The sequence below is a fragment of the Pseudomonas sp. Hz4 genome, from assembly GCF_054898165.1.
In genome coordinates this window covers 1,919,016-1,931,896 of the sequence record NZ_CM142719.1, presented here as the reverse complement: position 1 = coordinate 1,931,896, position 12,881 = coordinate 1,919,016, and the positions used below count along the sequence as shown (strand labels likewise).

General features: G+C 58.3%; 13 protein-coding genes. 2 read left to right on the top strand and 11 right to left on the bottom strand.

The window, feature by feature from the left end; translation table 11 throughout:
- Positions 1 to 7 precede the first annotated feature (7 nt).
- Positions 8 to 223, bottom strand: coding sequence for a hypothetical protein (locus tag ACYZTR_RS08725; RefSeq protein WP_461978063.1), 216 nt, complete (start codon positions 221 to 223; stop codon positions 8 to 10).
- On the opposite strand from ACYZTR_RS08725, the gene ACYZTR_RS08720 reads away from it, so the two are divergent.
- Complete coding sequence (locus tag ACYZTR_RS08720; protein ID WP_172901242.1) at positions 216 to 374, top strand: DUF3309 family protein; 159 nt, start codon at positions 216 to 218, stop codon at positions 372 to 374. The two genes, ACYZTR_RS08725 and ACYZTR_RS08720, sit on opposite strands and share 8 nt — an antisense overlap.
- 62 nt (positions 375 to 436) lie before the next feature.
- On the opposite strand, the gene ACYZTR_RS08715 is transcribed toward ACYZTR_RS08720, so the two are convergent.
- The 10 genes from ACYZTR_RS08715 to ACYZTR_RS08670 all read right to left on the bottom strand — a co-directional run bounded on the left by ACYZTR_RS08715 (position 437) and on the right by ACYZTR_RS08670 (position 10,541).
- The gene (locus ACYZTR_RS08715; protein ID WP_461978061.1) at positions 437 to 2,530 is read right to left on the bottom strand and encodes an LTA synthase family protein; all 2,094 of its coding nucleotides are present in this window, start codon (positions 2,528 to 2,530) and stop codon (positions 437 to 439) included.
- Positions 2,531 to 3,498: 968 nt separating this feature from the next.
- Positions 3,499 to 4,104 (bottom strand): START domain-containing protein, encoded by a 606-nt coding sequence (locus ACYZTR_RS08710; RefSeq protein WP_461978059.1) that lies wholly within the window; start codon positions 4,102 to 4,104, stop codon positions 3,499 to 3,501.
- A 41-nt stretch (positions 4,105 to 4,145) separates the two neighbouring features.
- Positions 4,146 to 4,400 carry a YkgJ family cysteine cluster protein gene (locus tag ACYZTR_RS08705; RefSeq protein WP_461978057.1) on the bottom strand — a complete coding sequence of 85 codons (255 nt, stop codon included), beginning with the start codon at positions 4,398 to 4,400 and terminating at the stop codon, positions 4,146 to 4,148.
- Between the two features lie 165 nt (positions 4,401 to 4,565).
- Complete coding sequence (locus tag ACYZTR_RS08700; protein WP_461978056.1) at positions 4,566 to 5,039, bottom strand: translation initiation factor 2; 474 nt, start codon at positions 5,037 to 5,039, stop codon at positions 4,566 to 4,568.
- A 74-nt stretch (positions 5,040 to 5,113) separates the two neighbouring features.
- The gene (locus ACYZTR_RS08695; RefSeq protein WP_461969579.1) at positions 5,114 to 6,553 is read right to left on the bottom strand and encodes an aminotransferase-like domain-containing protein; all 1,440 of its coding nucleotides are present in this window, start codon (positions 6,551 to 6,553) and stop codon (positions 5,114 to 5,116) included.
- A gap of 202 nt (positions 6,554 to 6,755) precedes the next feature.
- Positions 6,756 to 7,568, bottom strand: a complete 813-nt coding sequence (locus ACYZTR_RS08690) for an OmpA family protein (RefSeq protein WP_461978054.1) — start codon at positions 7,566 to 7,568, stop codon at positions 6,756 to 6,758.
- Positions 7,565 to 7,921 (bottom strand): DUF4398 domain-containing protein, encoded by a 357-nt coding sequence (locus ACYZTR_RS08685; RefSeq protein ID WP_461978052.1) that lies wholly within the window; start codon positions 7,919 to 7,921, stop codon positions 7,565 to 7,567. The genes ACYZTR_RS08690 and ACYZTR_RS08685 overlap by 4 nt, the downstream gene beginning before the upstream one ends.
- A gap of 9 nt (positions 7,922 to 7,930) precedes the next feature.
- Positions 7,931 to 8,767, bottom strand: coding sequence for a substrate-binding periplasmic protein (locus ACYZTR_RS08680; RefSeq protein WP_461978050.1), 837 nt, complete (start codon positions 8,765 to 8,767; stop codon positions 7,931 to 7,933).
- A 78-nt stretch (positions 8,768 to 8,845) separates the two neighbouring features.
- The gene (locus ACYZTR_RS08675) at positions 8,846 to 9,775 is read right to left on the bottom strand and encodes an electron transfer flavoprotein subunit alpha/FixB family protein (RefSeq protein WP_461978048.1); all 930 of its coding nucleotides are present in this window, start codon (positions 9,773 to 9,775) and stop codon (positions 8,846 to 8,848) included.
- A 16-nt stretch (positions 9,776 to 9,791) separates the two neighbouring features.
- On the bottom strand, positions 9,792 to 10,541 hold the full coding sequence (locus tag ACYZTR_RS08670) for an electron transfer flavoprotein subunit beta/FixA family protein (RefSeq protein ID WP_461978046.1): 750 nt from the start codon (positions 10,539 to 10,541) through the stop codon (positions 9,792 to 9,794).
- A gap of 547 nt (positions 10,542 to 11,088) precedes the next feature.
- On the opposite strand from ACYZTR_RS08670, the gene ACYZTR_RS08665 reads away from it, so the two are divergent.
- Entirely contained in the window at positions 11,089 to 12,753 is a 1,665-nt protein-coding gene (locus ACYZTR_RS08665; protein WP_461978044.1) for an electron transfer flavoprotein-ubiquinone oxidoreductase, read from the top strand.
- Positions 12,754 to 12,881 lie beyond the last annotated feature (128 nt).

Here is a 12,881-nt window from a genome sequence, read left to right as displayed (position 1 = left end):
CGCTTCATCAGATTGCTGAATGGCCCGAGCAAACCGCGGGAGCGTCTGAACCAACTAGAGTAATAAAAAACGAAATAAGCCTTTCTTCGAAAAACATTAAAAAAACTTGGAATTTTCTTTCATGAGCGACAGTCGGATTTTGTAAGCAGCCTGGTTTTATAGCATCCCGGCTGACAGTTAAACGCCAGGTATTCCAGAACACTTCCAACAAGGAAATAGACATGGGCACAATTCTTATCGTAATCCTGATCCTCTTGCTGATTGGTGGTTTACCAGTGTTCCCGCACTCCAGAAGTTGGGGTTATGGCCCGTCGGGTATCATCGGCGTCGTGTTGGTGGTGCTGTTGATCCTGCTGTTGCTCGGCAAGATATAAAGGTTTAACCGGCAAAAAAAAGAGGCCCTTTTCAAGGGCCTCTTTTTTTATTGCATCAAGACTTAGTCCGGCTTGCCGTCAACCACACCGGCGGTATTGTCGATCAGGCTCTTGGTCGCCGTTTGCAGAAACGCTTCGAGCTTGAGCTTCAGCTCAGCGGTACGCGGCGCATCCGCAACGATCTCGGCGTGAGGTGTCGCGCCCAGTTCGTACTGGTACATCTTCGGCGCCATTTCCTTTTCTTTCGGCAGCACCAGGATCTGATCGGCCGTGATGATGGCGGTGGTCTGCTCGCTACCCGACGGCTTGATCACGCCAAAACCGGTGTCGCCTTCAGGCAGGTTAAGCAGGTCACGCCCCCAGCACTGATGACGCACTTCGCCACCAATACGACCCATGATGGTCGGCACAATGTCGATCTGAGTGCCCACGGTGTGGTCACGCTGGCCGAACTTCTCCTGGATGCCCGGTGCGATCATCAGCATCGGCACGTTGAAGCGGCCCAGGTCCATTTCGGTGATCTGACGCTCGTTGCCAAAACCATGGTCGCCGACAATCACAAACAGGGTTTCCTTGAAATACGGCTCCTTGCGGGCCTTTTCAAAGAACTGGCCCAGCGCCCAGTCCGCATAGCGCATGGCAGTCAAATGCTCGTTCAGGCTACCGCGATCAGTCACGCGCTCCACTGGCAATGGTGTCGGCAAGGCGTATGGCGTGTGGTTGGACAGGGTTTGCAGCAACGCATAGAACGGCTTGCCGTTTTCCCGCGCCTTGAGCTCTACCAGACCGCGGTCGAACATGTCCTGGTCGGACACGCCCCAGGTCGGATCGGAGAACACCGGATTCACGAAGTCGTTACGACCAATGAAGTTGGTCATGCCCTGACTGCTGAAGAAACCCGACTGGTTATCCCAGGCGAAGTCGCCGTTATAAACATACACGTCGCCATAGTCACGGGCACTGAGCAATTGCGGGAGGCCGGACAACTTGTGGCTGCCTTCCGGCGTCTGCATCAGGTATTCGAAACCCGGCAGATTCGGGAAGCACGCCATGGTGGCGAACATACCCTGGTGGGTATGAGTTCCGTTGGAGAAAAAGCGGTCGAACATCAGGCCTTCCTTCGACAGTTTGTCGAGGTACGGCGTGATGTTGCCCGGTGCGCCCAAGGCACCCACCGAGTGACCGGCCATGCTTTCCATCAGGATCACGACGACGTTCTTGATCGGCAGGGTCTTGTCGGCCGGCGGCGTGTAATCGCGACGCACTGCTGCGGTTGCGGCATCCACCAGTTTGTCGTCCGCCATCACCAGCATGTCACGCACAATTTTCTGCGCTTCAGGCTGTGGCAGGGTGGCCTTCCAGATGTTGTCGCGATCTTCGGACATCCGGCTCTTGGCCGCTGCGACCAACGACAATGTGCCGTTGAGGCCCAACTGGTTGGCGAAGTTCGAGTCGGTGGTGTAGACGTCCCCCCAACGCATCGGCGGGCCTTGACGCAACGTGCCACGAGCGGCCACCACGCAGACCAGCAGGCAGACGACGAACACCGCGATGCGTGAATACCACGGGGCGATCTGGCGCGTGCCGATGCTGCCGCCGCTGAATGGACCACGAGGACGGGTGGCGCGGTCGGCGCCCTTGAACGCCAAGGTCAGGATCAACGTGCCCACGGCCCAGGCCAGCAGGTAGCGAACCACCGGGAAACCGTACCAGAGCATGCTCATTACGGTTTTCGGATCTTCCTTCACATACTGGAAGACCAGGCCGTTGAGGCGCTGGTGGAACTCGCGGTAGAAGTCCATCTCCATCAGGCCGAGGAACAGCGCGATGCTCGAGGCAATGGTCAGCCAGAAACGGAAGAACCCGCGAGCCGCCATGGCCCGGGCGCTGAACAGTGCCAGCACCAGCGGAATGCTGAGGTAGACCACCAGACGCAGGTCGAAACGCAGGCCGTTGGCGAACGCTTCGAGGAAGGTCGAAGCCGGGGTATCGAGGATCATCGAGCTGTTGTAAACCAGCAGCGCAACGCGCAGCAGGCTGAACATGACCATCATGACCAGGGCACACAGCAGCGTGTAGGCCAGATGCGATTTGACGGTCGGTTGCAGCAGGCGACTAGAAGCTCGCTGCTGACTCAGGGCGTCCGGGTTTGCCATGTCGTTTTAGGACCCATTGGAAGTTGAAGTTTCAAAAATACAGCGGCGCCTTGCCCTCTGTTGGCCAGTACTCGGCCCCGGGGCTTGCGCGGTGCGCAAATGTTGCACGATCATCCGCGGCATTGCCATTGTTTACTGCCCGGCATGTTTGGCGCGGTCGAATTGTCTTTGAGACTTTGTGAAAATTTCGTGCAACGCATGTCCGGAAACAAAATAAAGCCCCTAGCTCCTGATGCCCGTTAGTTTGGGGGCATATCCGTTTCTTCGGTAACGGCGACTGGTAGTTTCGCTCTTACAGCGAGTCACTTGGAAAAGCCCCAAGTAACCAAACGCTTTTGCCCCGCCATTCGGTGCCTCGCTTAGGCTCGGCATGCCCTCACTCCGGCATTGCTCCGGGGGCCCGCCGCCATCGGCCATCCATGGCCGGGGGCGGCTACCTCGGCATCCATGCCGCGGTGCCCCCTGCGCAACGCCTGCGTTCGGCCTCTGGGAAAGGGGCGGCAGATCTGAAGCCAAAGCTAAGCAACAGCAACGGCAAGATCAAAAGATCGCAGCCTCGCTTCGCTCGACAGCTCCTACAGGAAAATGCGTTCACTTGAAGCCAGGCCGGCCGGTAGGCCGCCTCGCTCTTGCTTTTGCGGTATCCGCCCCCTCGAGAGGCGGAGGTTCTGCGCAGTGGGCAACCCGGCATGGATGCCGGGTTAGCCGCCCCCGGCCATGGATGGCCGATGGCGGCGCGCCCACGGAGCAGGACCGGAGCGAGGGCATGCCGAGCCTAGGCGAGGCACCGAACGAAAGGGGCAAGAGCCCTTGGTTACTTGGGGCTATTCCAAGTGACTCGCTGTAAAAGCGAAACCGCTAGTCGCCATTACCGCAGAAACGGATATGTACCCCGATCAAGCAAGCCGTCAAACCAAATAGAAAACGCCCCGAACCAGCCAGGGCGCTTTATCAAAAGAGCGAATCGATTACTTCTCGGCGCGTTCTTTCAGGGCTTTCAAGGTATTGAACGGCGCATCGACCACAAACTTGTTGGCGACCATCGACGGTATGCTACCGCCCGGCTCGGTGTGCACCTGATAGGTCACCTCGATCTGATCGCCCTTGGGCGCGAACTTCCAGAAACCGTCGACCTTGGTCACCCGCACAAAGCCTTTTTCCTCAGGAATGTACTTCGGCACACCTTCGAGCTTACGGGTCAGACTGCCATCGGCACCCTCGACGGTGGTCACATGCAGCACCGAATCACGCGCGGTGACCGGCCAAGGGGTATTGAATTGAGTGTAGGTCCAGCTCTGATCGCCTTCGTGCTTGAGCAGCTTCTGGGTTTTGCATTCGTGAATCCAGACGCAGGTGCCTGGCACATCTTCCTGCAATGCACGCAGTTTGGCCATGGTGGTCTTCATCAGTGTGACGCCACGGTAGGCCTTGTAATCGGAGCCGGCCACCTCGCTCAAGGAGATCTTGATGCCGTCCTGTTCCTTGGCGACTTTCCAGTCTTCGGCCTGAGCAGCCGTGGTGGCGAGCATTACCGTCAAACCACACAGCACAGCCATACGATGCAGCGAACCCATAATCTTATTCCTTATTGTTGAAGTTCCGTTCGTTGTACACATCACGCAGCCGTCATTTGCTCCCACCAACCCAGCAATTTGATCGCTTCGTCACTGCTGCTTCCGCAGACTTCGACGTCGGCTTCGAACGCTGAGCAAACCGCTGGTCGTTCGGAATTGCCGAAAACACTGCACAGGTTTTCGGCAGAGAGTTGTATGCAACGTTCTCCGGCTGCTTTGCCATTGGGCATGCCGGGGATCGGTGAACTGATGGAAGGGGCAATGCAACAGGCGCCACAGCCTTCACGGCATTTCATGACGACGAGCTCCTCGCGACGGGCGATGTGTTAATGGACGTGGCACAGAGTAACCGCTAAAACGCTTGTTTAAAATTGCCTGGACCCGGGTTTTTTCGCTCAAACGAGCATGACTGACCAGTCTCCGACAAAGCGTCTGGCCAGCGGGTCACCGATGGGAAGAAATTATCGTTTGAACTCGAATTCCAGGGCTGCGCCTTCGACTTCATAGCGCTCTTCGTTGCGCAGTTGCAACTGCATTTCGTTGCTGATCAGCCTTCCATTGAGCTGAAACGGAGTGCTGCCGGCCTTGTCACCGAACATTTGTGGCAATACTGCATTGTGCCGTGGCAACGCTACCGTACCGATCGGTTTCAGCTCCTCGGCCATGTCCTCGGGCAGGCTCAAATCCAGATCAGCCGAAGGAAGCTTGGTTTTCACGACCTCACTGGCGGGTTTGGACTTGGAGGCCATCGGCGGTCGTTTTTTCACCGGAGCCGCTTTCTTTTTGACCGGCGCGTTTTTTTTGCCGGGAGCCGGTTTTTTCGATGTGGCGCTGGCTGCCGGCTTTTCCTGAACGGAAGCCGCCATGACGCCTTCGGCCTGGAAGGTCATCAGCAGGCAGATCGAAAGCCAGACGGCGGGGAAAATCGATTTCATGGACCCAACGGCGCAACGGCAGGAGGCTATATGCTCGCCTGTTGCAGGCAACATGACAAGCACGGACGGGAATATCACAGGCCGCCGGTCATCTCCTGGCAGAGCTGGGTGGCCAGCATGCCCAGGGTCATCAATGCACGCTCGGCTTCACGGTTCCAGGGTGTGCCGCAGTTCAGCCGAATGCAGTGATTGAACTGCTCGGTGTTACTGAAAATCAGCCCCGGCGCGATACTGATGCCCTGCTGCAACGCACGAACGTGCAGCTCCTGAGTGTTGACCCGCCCCGGCAGACTGACCCAAAGAATGAAGCCGCCGGTAGGCCGGGTCATCTGCGTGCCTTCCGGGAAATATTGCTGCACGGCCAGCTGGAAAGCACTGAGGTTCTTGCGGTACTCCTGACGGATGTAGCGCAAATGCCGGTCGTAACCACCATTCTCCAGATAGGCCGCAATGCCCATTTGTGTGACGCTGCAAGCCGAATGAGTACTGAACGTCTGCAAACGCTGGATTTCCTGCTGGTACTTGCCGGCAATCATCCAGCCGATGCGCACGCCCGGGGACAGGGTTTTGGAGAAACTTGAGCAGTAGATCACCCGGTCCAGCCGATCGTAGGCTTTAAGCGACTTGGTGCGACCCTGCTCGAACATCAACTCGCCGTAGATATCGTCCTCGACGATCTGGATGTCGAAATCTGAGGCTAGGCGCAGCAGCTGTTTCTGCCGCTCTTCGGGCATGGTGCCGCCCAGCGGATTGCTCAAACGAGTGGTGAGCACAAGCGCCTTGATCGACCACTGATTGGCTGCCAATTGCAGGGCTTCGAGGCTCATGCCGGTCGCCGGGTCGCTCGGAATCTCGATGACTTTGAGGCCCAGCAGGTCGGCCAGTTGCAGCAAACCGTAATAAGTCGGTGACTCGGCGGCGATCAGGTCGCCCGGCCGGGTCAGTACCCGCAGTGACATCTGCAACGCATCGACGCAGCCGTGGGTAATCACCACTTCCGACGGATCGACCACTACGCCGGCATCGCGCATGCGAATCGCAACCTGACGGCGCAATGGCTCGAAGCCGGGGCTGAACATGTAGCTGAAGGCACGCGGGCTATGGAAACGGGTGACCTTGGCCAATTGCTGGTGCAAGGCGCGGACCGGCAGGTAATCGACGCTCGGCACTGCCGCACCCAAGGGAAAAACACCCTCGCGGCGGGATTCGACCAGGACTTGTTGAATGATGCTGCTGCGAGTGACCAGACCGGGACGTTCGACCCGGGCGATGTCCGGTGTCGGCGCGGTCAGGGCCGGGGTCTGGTGCACGTAGTAACCCGACTGCGGCCGGGCGCGGATCAGCCCCTGATCCTCGAGGTTGGCGTAAGCCTGCAACACCGTCGCATGGCTGACGTTGAGCTGCGAGCTCATCTTGCGCACCGAAGGCACGCGCTCCCCCGGTTGATAGACGCCACGGCGGATGTCTTCGGCCAGTTGCTGAGCAATACGTTGGTAGAGCAAAAGATTGGTCATGACGCAGCACTCGATTTCACGGGCATTTTATTCTTGTGTGAAACAATACCGGAACAGTTTAGAAGTGTACTGGGACAGTTGCCACAATAGTCGACCATACAGTGCAGTGTCAGCAAAAACTGTACTGCTTTGCAAACCCATTGGCAGGCACAAAAAAACCCGGCGCTGACTGGCAGGGCCGGGTTCCCCAGTGACGCAGCCCTTAGCGGGCGGCGCCGAGCTGGCCTTTTACGTCGGAGAACACAATTTCTACCCGACGGTTCTGTGCCCGGCCCCGTTCGGAGGCGTTCACGTCCACCGGGTATTCATCGCCATACCCTTCGACCTGTATGCGTTTGTCGTCGATGCCCAGATCCATCAGCACGTTCGCGACCGATTGCGCACGGTCGCGAGACAGCTTGAGGTTTTCCTGCTTGCCACCGGTACTGTCGGCGTAGCCTTCGATGCGCACCACACGCTTGGGGTTGAGCTGCAGGAACTGCACAATCTTTAGCACCACGCGGTTCGCCGAGCTTTTCAACTCTGCTTCGCCCGTATCGAACAGCACATCGCCCAAGGTCATCACCAGGCCGCGGTCGGTCTGGGTGGTCGCCAGCGCGACAATCTGTTCTTCGAGCCATTTGCCCTGCTGCTGCACGCTGAGCAATTTGGATTCGCGCAGGGCCAGTTGCAGGCGCTGACGCTCCAGTTCGAGTTTCGCTGCACGTTCTTCGTTGAGCACCTGATTGGTGTGTTCACGCGCGATTTCGCTGTAGCGCTCACTCAGGTAAGCGTAATGCCGCACGTCCGATCCACTGCCCCAGTAGCTGGTCAGACGATCGGCGCGGGCCAGCGACTCCCCCGCGCGAATCACGTCCTTGGGCGCAATACGCAGCACGTTGGAGTCTTCCTTGACCTTCTGGAAGTCAGTACTGGCTTGCTGCAACACGGCCTCGCTGTGCTGACCGGCACATCCATAGAGACTTACGCAGCCTGCCAGGATCAAACCGCCGAGCGCTTTGGTCTTGAGGCTCATTGGGCATCCCCCAGTTGCTTGCGCAGGCGAGTGATGCGGGTATTGAGCACGTTCAACTGCTCCTCGCTCTTGAGGGTCAGGACCCGGGCTTCGGCCAGACGCGCGTCCAGCTCAGCCTGCTCTGCCCGCATGCGCGCATGTTTGTAGGACTGATCGGTCATGTCGCCTTGGGCACGGGCGAACTTGTCTTCGGCCAGCTTCAGTTCCGGCACATCGGTGGCGGTGGCGCCCACGGCTTTGGCTTGTACGAGCGCCTGTTCGGTCAGGCGAATTTGTTCATTCGGCGCCGGATCGGCTGCACAACCCGCCAGAGCCAGAACGGCCAGGGCAGCGAAAAGAGGTCGAATACTCACTAAAAATCCCTACTGTTTTGGGGTACTGACGGGTTGTTGCGGCGATTGCTGCTGTTGCGCCTTCCAGCGCTCGATATTGCGTTGCAGCACGGCTTCCGTCAGTCCGGATGCGGGCAATTCTGTCATCTTTTTGGCCAGCTGTCCGCGCAACCACGGATCGTTGCAGGCTGAGTGGTGGGAAACCGCGAGGAACAGGCCGGGTTTGTCGATCGGTTGTGGACGGGCGATCAGGTCGTTGGACAGGTTAAGTGTCTGCGCAGTAGCCATGCCCGAGTAGCGTCCGGCAAGGACAAATTCCACCTCGCCCAGCAGCAATTTCTGAAAGGCCTGGGTCAAGTTGGGCGTACGGGCGAGGGTCAATTGCTGCTCGGCGAAAGTACCGAATGCGGGGGTCATACGAGATTTTTCCGACAAAGCACCGGGATGACCGTGAAGATCCTGCGCTTCGTTGTAGACCAGCGTCGAGTCTTTGCGGGTCCAGACCAGGTAATCGTTTTCCAGTAACGGAGGATGAATGTAATCCAGGGACTGCAGTTCACTGACCGTCAATGACGCATCCGCCAGCATGTCCATGCGCCCAGTGCGCACTTCGTCCAGGGCCTGGGAACGTTTGCCGGCGTAAAGCAGGTCGACCTTGATCCCCAGCTCCCCCGCCACTTGCTGCAACAGGTCAGCACTGGCGCCGATCAGGTGCTTGGGGTTTTGCGGGTCTTGCCACAGGTACGGTGGCGCATCCGGGCTGCCGGTCACCACCAGGCGTTCGCACTTGCCGGCAGCATTGGACAACATCGGCAACATTGTCAGACCCAGCAGTAATGACCAGCCACCCACGCGGCGCAGATCCATAGCGACACTCTCCCACTCTAATCCGGAACAAAAAAGCCCGACCAAAAGGTCGGGCTCTTTATAAGTCAGGCCGCTGGATTAGACCAGCTTCTCAAACTCAGGGATGGCTTCGAACAGGTCCGCCACCAGGCCGTAATCGGCCACCTGGAAGATCGGCGCTTCTTCGTCCTTGTTGATCGCAACGATCACTTTGGAGTCCTTCATGCCGGCCAGGTGCTGGATCGCGCCGGAGATACCGACGGCGATGTACAGCTGTGGCGCAACGATCTTGCCGGTCTGACCGACCTGCATGTCGTTGGGTACAAAACCTGCGTCGACCGCGGCGCGGGAAGCACCGACGGCAGCGCCCAGCTTGTCGGCCAGGGCGTACAGGTGTTTGAAGTTGTCGCCGTTCTGCATGCCACGACCGCCGGAAACGACGATCTTGGCAGCGGTCAGTTCCGGACGATCGGACTTGGCCAGTTCTTCGCCGACGAAGCTGGAAGTGCCCGCGTCGTGTGCAGCCGCAACCGCTTCAACAGCCGCCGAACCACCTTCAGCAGAAACCGGGTCGAAACCGGTGGCGCGAACGGTGATCACTTTGACCGCAGCGTTCGACTGAACGGTCGCTATGGCGTTACCGGCGTAGATCGGGCGCTTGAAAGTGTCAGCGCTTTCGACCGAGATGATCTCGGAGATCTGGTCAACGTCCAGCTGAGCGGCAACGCGCGGCAGGATGTTTTTGCCGTTGGAGGTAGCGGCAGCCAGGATGTGGCTGTAGCCCTTGCCCAACTCTGCTACCAGCGGCGCAACGTTTTCCGGCAGTTGGTGAGCGTAGGCGGCGTTATCGGCCACCAGCACTTTAGCCACGCCAGCGATTTTCGCAGCAGCTTCAGCCACAGCGCCAACGTTCTGGCCAGCGACCAGTACGTGGACGTCGCCACCGATTTTCGCAGCGGCAGCCACGGTGTTCAGGGTGGCTGGGGCCACTACTTTGTTGTCGTGTTCAGCGATTACCAAGATAGTCATGATTCGGCTCCCCAATTCAAAGCACCTTCGCTTCGTTTTTCAGTTTCTCGACCAGTTCAGCCACCGACTTGACCTTGATACCCGCGCTGCGTGCAGCTGGCGCTTCGACTTTCACGGTCTTGTTGGTGGAGGCGGTGGAAACGCCCAAAGCGTCCGGAGTCAGCACTTCGAGAGGCTTCTTCTTGGCTTTCATGATGTTTGGCAGGGACGCATAGCGCGGCTCGTTCAAACGCAGGTCGGTGGTGACGATGGCCGGCAGTTTCAGGGAAACCGTCTGCGCGCCGCCGTCGACTTCGCGAGTCACGGCAACGCTGTCGCCGCTGATTTCGACTTTAGACGCGAACGTGCCCTGACCGTAGCCGCTCAATGCTGCGAGCATCTGGCCAGTCTGGTTGTTGTCGCTGTCGATGGCTTGTTTGCCAAGGATCACCAGCTGAGGCTGTTCCTTGTCGACAACGGCTTTCAACAGTTTGGCAACGGCCAGGGAGGTCAGATCTTCGGCGGATTCGACGAGGATGGCGCGGTCGGCACCCAGAGCCAGCGCGGTGCGCAGTTGCTCTTGAGCGGTGGACGGGCCGATGGAGACGACGACGATTTCAGTCGCAACACCTTTCTCTTTCAGGCGTACGGCTTCTTCCACTGCGATTTCGCAGAACGGGTTCATCGACATCTTGACGTTGGCGAGGTCGACGCCGGAATTGTCCGCCTTGACGCGAACCTTGACGTTGTAATCCACAACGCGTTTGACAGCTACAAGAACCTTCATGGATTCCTCGTTACTCTCCGGTGAAAAGAAAGTCGCCTAGGCGAACCTGGCGGTTTGATGCTCATCGGCGCAAGGGCACCTCTAAAAACGCTGGCAACGGTGTCAAGTGACAAGCGCTCACGATGCAAATGACCGTTCGTCAGTAATGACCGACAAGTCATTCAATATCGCGGCGTGTAAACTGCGCAGCAAACTTGCACGGCGCATCACCCTGTACTGCCATCGCCCTGTCTTTAGAGGTGCTCTTGAAACCAACAGTCAGCCTACGGCGAGCGCAAAACCGACCGTATATTGACCGGAACGCCTATTCCGGTCAATACGGCAAAATGGCCAGTCATAAGCCGCGTGACTTTGATTTCTCTGGCTTTGAGCCGATTCAAACAAACGTTTGTATTGGACGCTAGGAGTGGTGTAGATATAATGCGCCACCTTAAGAGAAAGGTGGCTCATCGATTGTCCTCTTCCTGCATTGCGCAGGAATTCATGGATGCGACACCAAACCTCCAATTAGAAAAAAAACTGTTGAGCCTTGAGTAGGAGATAACCTGTGGAACGCGAATACATGGAATTCGACGTGGTCATCGTCGGTGCCGGCCCCGCGGGTCTTTCCGCCGCCTGCCGATTGAAGCAGAAGGCCGCCGAAGCCGGTAAGGAAATCAGCGTCTGCGTGGTCGAAAAAGGCTCCGAAGTCGGTGCTCACATTCTCTCCGGCGCGATCTTCGAACCCCGCGCCCTGAACGAATTGTTCCCGGACTGGAAAGAACTCGGCGCCCCGCTGAACACGCCGGTCAAGCGCGATGACATCTTCGTTCTCAAGAACGCCGACAGCGCGCAAAAAATCCCTGACTTCTTTGTGCCCAAGACCATGCACAACGAAGGCAACTACATCATCTCCCTGGGCAACCTGTGCCGCTGGCTGGCCCAGCAGGCCGAGAATCTGGGCGTAGAAATCTACCCAGGCTTCGCCGCCCAGGAAGCACTGTTCGACGAGAACGGCGTGGTTCGCGGGATCATCACGGGTGATCTGGGCGTTGACCGCGAAGGCCATCCGAAAGAAGGCCTGTACACCCCGGGCATGGAACTGCGTGGCAAGTACACGCTGTTCGCCGAAGGTTGCCGCGGCCATATCGGCAAGCAGCTGATCAAGCGCTTCAACCTCGACAGCGATGCCGACGCCCAGCACTACGGCATCGGCCTGAAAGAAATCTGGGAAGTCGATCCGGCCAAGCACCAGCCAGGCCTGGTAGTCCACACCGCCGGCTGGCCGCTGGAGATCATGGGCACCGAGAACACCGGCGGCTCGTTCCTCTATCACCTGGAAAACAACCAGGTCGTAGTCGGTCTGATCGTCGACCTGTCCTACAGCAACACCTACTTGTCGCCGTTCGACGAGTTCCAGCGCCTCAAGCATCACCCGGTGCTCAAGCAGTACCTGGAAGGCGGCAAGCGCATCAGCTACGGTGCTCGCGCCATCTGCAAGGGCGGCTTGAACTCGCTGCCGAAAATGGTCTTCAAGGGCGGCGCGCTGATCGGTTGCGACCTCGGCACCCTGAACTTCGCCAAGATCAAAGGCAGCCACACCGCGATGAAGTCTGGCATGCTCGCCGCCGAATCCGTGGCCGAGGCGCTATTTGCTGAAAAAGACGGCACCGAAGAGCTGACCACTTACGTCGACGCATTCAGGAAGAGCTGGCTCCACGACGAACTGTTCGCCAGCCGCAACTTCGGCCCGGCGATCCACAAGTTCGGCGCCATCGTCGGCGGCGGTTTCAACTGGCTCGACCAGAACATCTTCGGCGGCAAACTGCCGTTCACCCTGCACGATAACAAGCCGGATTACGCTTGCCTGAAACTGGCGGCCGATTGCAAGAAAATCGACTACCCGAAACCGGACGGCAAGATCAGCTTCGACAAACTCAGCTCGGTGTTCATCTCCGGTACCAACCATGAAGAAGAACAGCCGTGCCACCTGAAGCTGACCGACCCGAGCATCCCGATCGCCAAGAACCTGCCGCTGTACGATGAGCCTGCTCAGCGTTACTGCCCGGCCGGCGTGTACGAAGTGGTGACCAAGGAAGACGGCGAGAAGCGCTTCCAGATCAACGCCCAGAACTGCGTTCACTGCAAGACCTGCGACATCAAGGACCCTGCACAGAACATCACCTGGGTGGCGCCGGAAGGCTCTGGCGGGCCGACTTATCCGAACATGTAAGTCGAACGGCTGAACATCAAGGCTCCCGAATGGGGGCCTTTTTGTTGTGCGCCCAGCATGGGCGCAATCTTGTGGGTGAAAGTCCCGCCGTAAGCTGACCACAGCGAACGAAGTGAAGCGCAACTGCA